Source organism: Winogradskyella sp. 4-2091, assembly GCF_045765065.1.
Lineage (GTDB): Bacteria > Bacteroidota > Bacteroidia > Flavobacteriales > Flavobacteriaceae > Winogradskyella.
Window position 1 is genome coordinate 1 of record NZ_JBJKOD010000031.1, and the last position, 4,643, is coordinate 4,643.

The window sequence follows — 4,643 nt, forward strand, 5'->3', positions numbered from 1 at the left end:
TTTAATCATTAAAAAGGGTACTCAAGCAAATCAAGCATGAATAAAAACGACATATCGATTGAAGATGTAAAAACAGCTTATAGAAAATTAAAATCTATGGCTTATTACGACACACATGACTTGTATTTAAAGGAAAAAATAGCATCATTTGAAACTGAATTAAAAGAAGGGCTAAGAGTATCTCCTATATATGAATTAAACAATTTCGAAGATAAGCTAGAGTTATTGCATAAAGCAATTTCTTCTAAAAATGAAGATAAAAATATTGAGTACTGGAACGAACTTTATAGTAAAATAAACTACAGAATACTTCCCAAAAAAGTAAAATCATATAATGATTATTCTCCCAAAAAATCTAAAAATGAAAAACATTTAATAGAGAGCGTTTTTACCAATATTAGAGAAATTGAAGAAAATCAAAACTATGAATTTGACAAACTTACTTTTTTCTTTGATGCTCCAATAGAAATACATTTAATCTCTATTCTATGGATTATGAAACTTGGTTATAATTTAGAAAGTGACTTACTTGATAAATGCTACGGAAATAGGTTGATTTTAAACAAAAAAAGAGCCAACAGTAATGATAAAAAAGTATCAAATGACTCTGGTCTTTTCAAACCCTATTATAAACAATACCAAAAATGGCGAGATGAGGGCATAACTGTTGCTAAGCAGTATTTAGAAAACAAACAAGATGTTCTTTTTTTAAACATAGACATAAAAGATTACTATTATTCTATTCGATTTAATTTCAATGACCTAAAGACGAGACTACAAAGTAAACAGATTGACAACTATTCAACTCTATCTGAATCTTTTAAAAAAATCCATATCATTTATACGGATAAATTAAAGCAAATAAAATATCCAAATGATTTAATCAGTAATGTATCAGAAAACGAATCTATCTTACCTATAGGACTAGCGTCATCTTATATTTTAGCAAACTGGTATTTAAAAGATTTTGATTCAAGAGTACACCAAAATATAAGACCAATTTATTATAGTCGATATGTTGACGATATTTTTATTATTACAGCAAACCCAGACCCAAAATTCACTTCTGAAGATAAGTGTCAAGAAGTTAATAATGGTTTTGATGAACAATTCTCTGATTCATATTTCGAATCTTTATCGATAGAGGAAAAACATATAATAAAAACTTTACATCCAGTTATTTCTTTAGAGGATACACCTCCAGAACTATTAAAAATAGATAAAGAAATAGGAGATAAAATTTTTAAAATTCAATGCTATAAGAACCTATACATACAACCTTCTAAAACTCTAGTTTATTTTTTCGACCACAATTCTTCTTTAGCTTTGTTAGAGAAATTTAAAAATGAAATCGAAAAAAGGTCTAGTGAATTTAGATTTTTACCTGATGAAAAATTAGCTGAAAATGGTTTTGATGATGAGGCATATGAATTAGTGTTCGATGATTCAATGCATAAAGTAAAAACATTAAAAGATTACAAAGAAAACAGATACGGAATTGCCTCTCATTTATCAAAAAAAATATTTTATAGTTTAAGAAACGGTAAAACAGAGAACAAAGAGGACGTAAAAAAAATATTGAAATTTTTTAAAGGCACAACTAATTTAGAGCATTTTAGACAATGGGAAAGACTACTAACATACTTTGTCGTTAATGACAACAAAGAAGAATTTATTGAATTTTCAGTGAATACTTTGGAGCAAATATATAATCTTCCAATAGGAAAACGTTTCAAAGGATATAATTTAAAATACAATAGAATTGCTGAAGATTTACTTGAACATTACTCTATAGCAATGGAATTGGTCTTTTCATTAAACCCCCAATTCCATAAAAATATTGAGCACAGACTAAAAGACGTTTTTAATCGTTTTTATCAAGGTTCTATTTTAAGAAACAAAAGACCTGTAAAAGTATTTAGTTATTGGCAGAAATATAGGTTATCTAACATGTTAAGGCACAACTACGTTAACATACCTATACTAAATTACACAAAGGTTAAACTACATTCAACATTACTTGAGACTGACTTTTCAAAAATTGATATGGATGAAATCTCTTTTTCAGAAACTCATCTAGATTACTCACCTCGTAAAGTAAGGTTCTGCGAAGTAGCATGGATGGAATGTATCAAAAGAGTTCATAATACAAAACAGGTCATCCCTTTTCAAAATAGGATACATAACGACCTTCTATATCATGAAGATGAAATCAACCAACAATATCTAAATGAGTCATTCGAAATATACTTTAGAATAAATTACTCTCACAAAACAGGTAATGAAGCATTTAAATCAGATTTAAAAAAGGAAATATTTAATTATGGTGAAGCTTTTTCAGTTTCAGAGAATACTAATGGAAAAGTGGACTGGGAATTATATGGTCATGAAATATCAGTTAGTCAAAATCAAAAAATTGACAAATTGAGAGTTGGATTAGCTAATATGAAAATTGAGCATACAAACTACGAAGCTAGCATGTTAGGAAGACCTATATTACCAAATAGATACTTACAATTTGCTAAAGTTTTAAATGAAGCTGAAGCTGAACGTTGCGATTTAGTAGTATTACCAGAATTATCACTTCCGCATGGCTTAGTTAAAACAGCAATGGAAGAATCATGGAATCATCAACGAGCTATTGTTACAGGTATTGAACATTGGACGCATAATGATGTTGCATACAATTTTATTTTAACCTTATTACCTTGTGAAATTAGAGGAATAAAAGATACTGTTCCAATTTTAAGATTAAAAAACCATTACGCTCCTTCAGAAGAATTTTGGATTAATGAATACAGAAGAGTTGTTCCTAAACCTGCTCCCTATCGCTATCATTTATTAAGATGGAAAGGTTTGTATTTTACAAATTATTACTGTTTTGAATTAGCGGATATAGTACATCGCTCAATATTTCGTTCTAAAATCGATTTCTTAATAGCCTCCGAATGGAATAAAGATGTTAACTTCTATTCTAATATTACTGAAACAACAAGTAGAGATTTACATTGCTACTTCATCCAAGTAAACACTAGTGATTACGGAGATTCTAGAGTAACAAGACCTAAAAAGACTGAAAGTCGTGATAGTTTAAGAATAAAAGGAGGACTTAACACATCACTTTTAGTAGATGAATTAGATATAAAAAAGTTAAGAGAATTTCAATATAAAGGTTTTGGACTACAACGAGATGACAAAGATTTTAAACCAACTCCAGCTGATTATAAACATGATGATGCTAGAAAAAGACTAGAAAATAGGTCTTTCAGAAAAGATTCTGAGTAGACCTAAATTCCTAAATATTAGTTTATCCCCCAATATTTAGCTAGATTCTCAGCATAATCTATTGAAGATTTTCCTATGTATAACAGAAAATCTCTCTCTGTAGAATGACCTGTAACACTAAGAAGTAATGGAGTTGGAATATCTCCATAGTAATTAGTAGCAAAACTCCTACGACAAATATGAGAACTAACTAATTCCCATTTTTCGTATATACCACTCTCTTTACGGTTAGTTTTGGGGTTTATTTTAGCCCCTTGAACCTTATATGTTAACCCTGCTTTTTTTGCTACTCTTTTAATGTTAATATTGAAGAGCGTAATATTGCTTTGAATATTATCACTAAAAGTTTTTGGAAACTCCCCTCCCCTAGAATTTAAAATTTCCAAAACTTTAGGATGAACCAAAACGGAAACTTTCTTTTTTGTTTTTTTCTGTGTTAACTCTATAACCTTTAAATCACCTTTATATTTAATATCTGACGCTTTCATAGGCAACAAATCACTAACTCTTTGCCCCAAATAACACCCCATAACAAGCCAATCTCTTGCGTTTTTTAGTGTTTCCGATTCCAATTCTGCTTTCTCAATCTTTTCAATCTCATCAAAAGATAAGAATACTTTTTCTGTTTTAGCGGTAAAACCCTTTATTGACTCTAATTGCTTATGAACACTTATTCCATTCCTCTTTGCATCAAGACAAATTGTTTTTAAAAACTTTATATCCCTACCAGCAGTATTCATGCTCAACCTTTCATCCACTAATAGAAAGCTCAAAAAATCTTCTCTGAAATCCATACCAATATCCGTGAATCTCACTTTCGTTTTTCTACTGAGTTCATATTTCTCCATCTTCCTTCTAATTGTCTTGTATTTTTTTAAGGTAGAGATAGCGACACCAATTCCTCCTTTAGGATTTGTCTTAGTTGGTAGTTTTTTAATATAATCATTAGCGTATTCAACAAAATAATCAAGTTCATTTTCAGTTGACCTATCAAAGAATATATCTAAAATATTATCCAGCCAAGACTTACTAACATAACCCCCTTCAGACATAAAACTATTATATCCTATCACGATAGTAGTCCTTAAATTCTCTAGATTATTATTTAATTCTGTTAAATCTACCTCTTTTTGATTCAACTTTATTTTTCCGTTTTTTTTATTAAAAAATTTTGGGTTTACTAAATAGGAAGTACTCTTTCGCAACAGCACACCATTCGATGCTGATAAACGAAGATAAATTGTAGTTGGGTTACTTGTTCCTTTGATAAAAAATTTCACACTTGCCATAATTAAATATATTTAATAGTTAACAAGTTTTCTCTGTATTTTTACTGGTGCTGAAATGGTGCTGAAATT

The 4,643-nt window shown here is 29.3% G+C and carries 2 protein-coding genes; one reads left to right on the plus strand and one right to left on the minus strand.

The genetic code is table 11. From position 1 onward, the window contains the following. Positions 1-36 precede the first annotated feature (36 nt). Positions 37-3,285, plus strand: a complete 3,249-nt coding sequence (locus ACJBCC_RS17115; RefSeq protein WP_407557904.1) for an RNA-directed DNA polymerase — start codon at positions 37-39, stop codon at positions 3,283-3,285. Positions 3,286-3,302: 17 nt separating this feature from the next. On the opposite strand, the gene ACJBCC_RS17120 is transcribed toward ACJBCC_RS17115, so the two are convergent. Next, positions 3,303-4,574: a phage integrase SAM-like domain-containing protein gene (locus ACJBCC_RS17120; protein WP_407557905.1), complete on the minus strand. Its 1,272-nt coding sequence runs from the start codon at positions 4,572-4,574 to the stop codon at positions 3,303-3,305. Positions 4,575-4,643 lie beyond the last annotated feature (69 nt).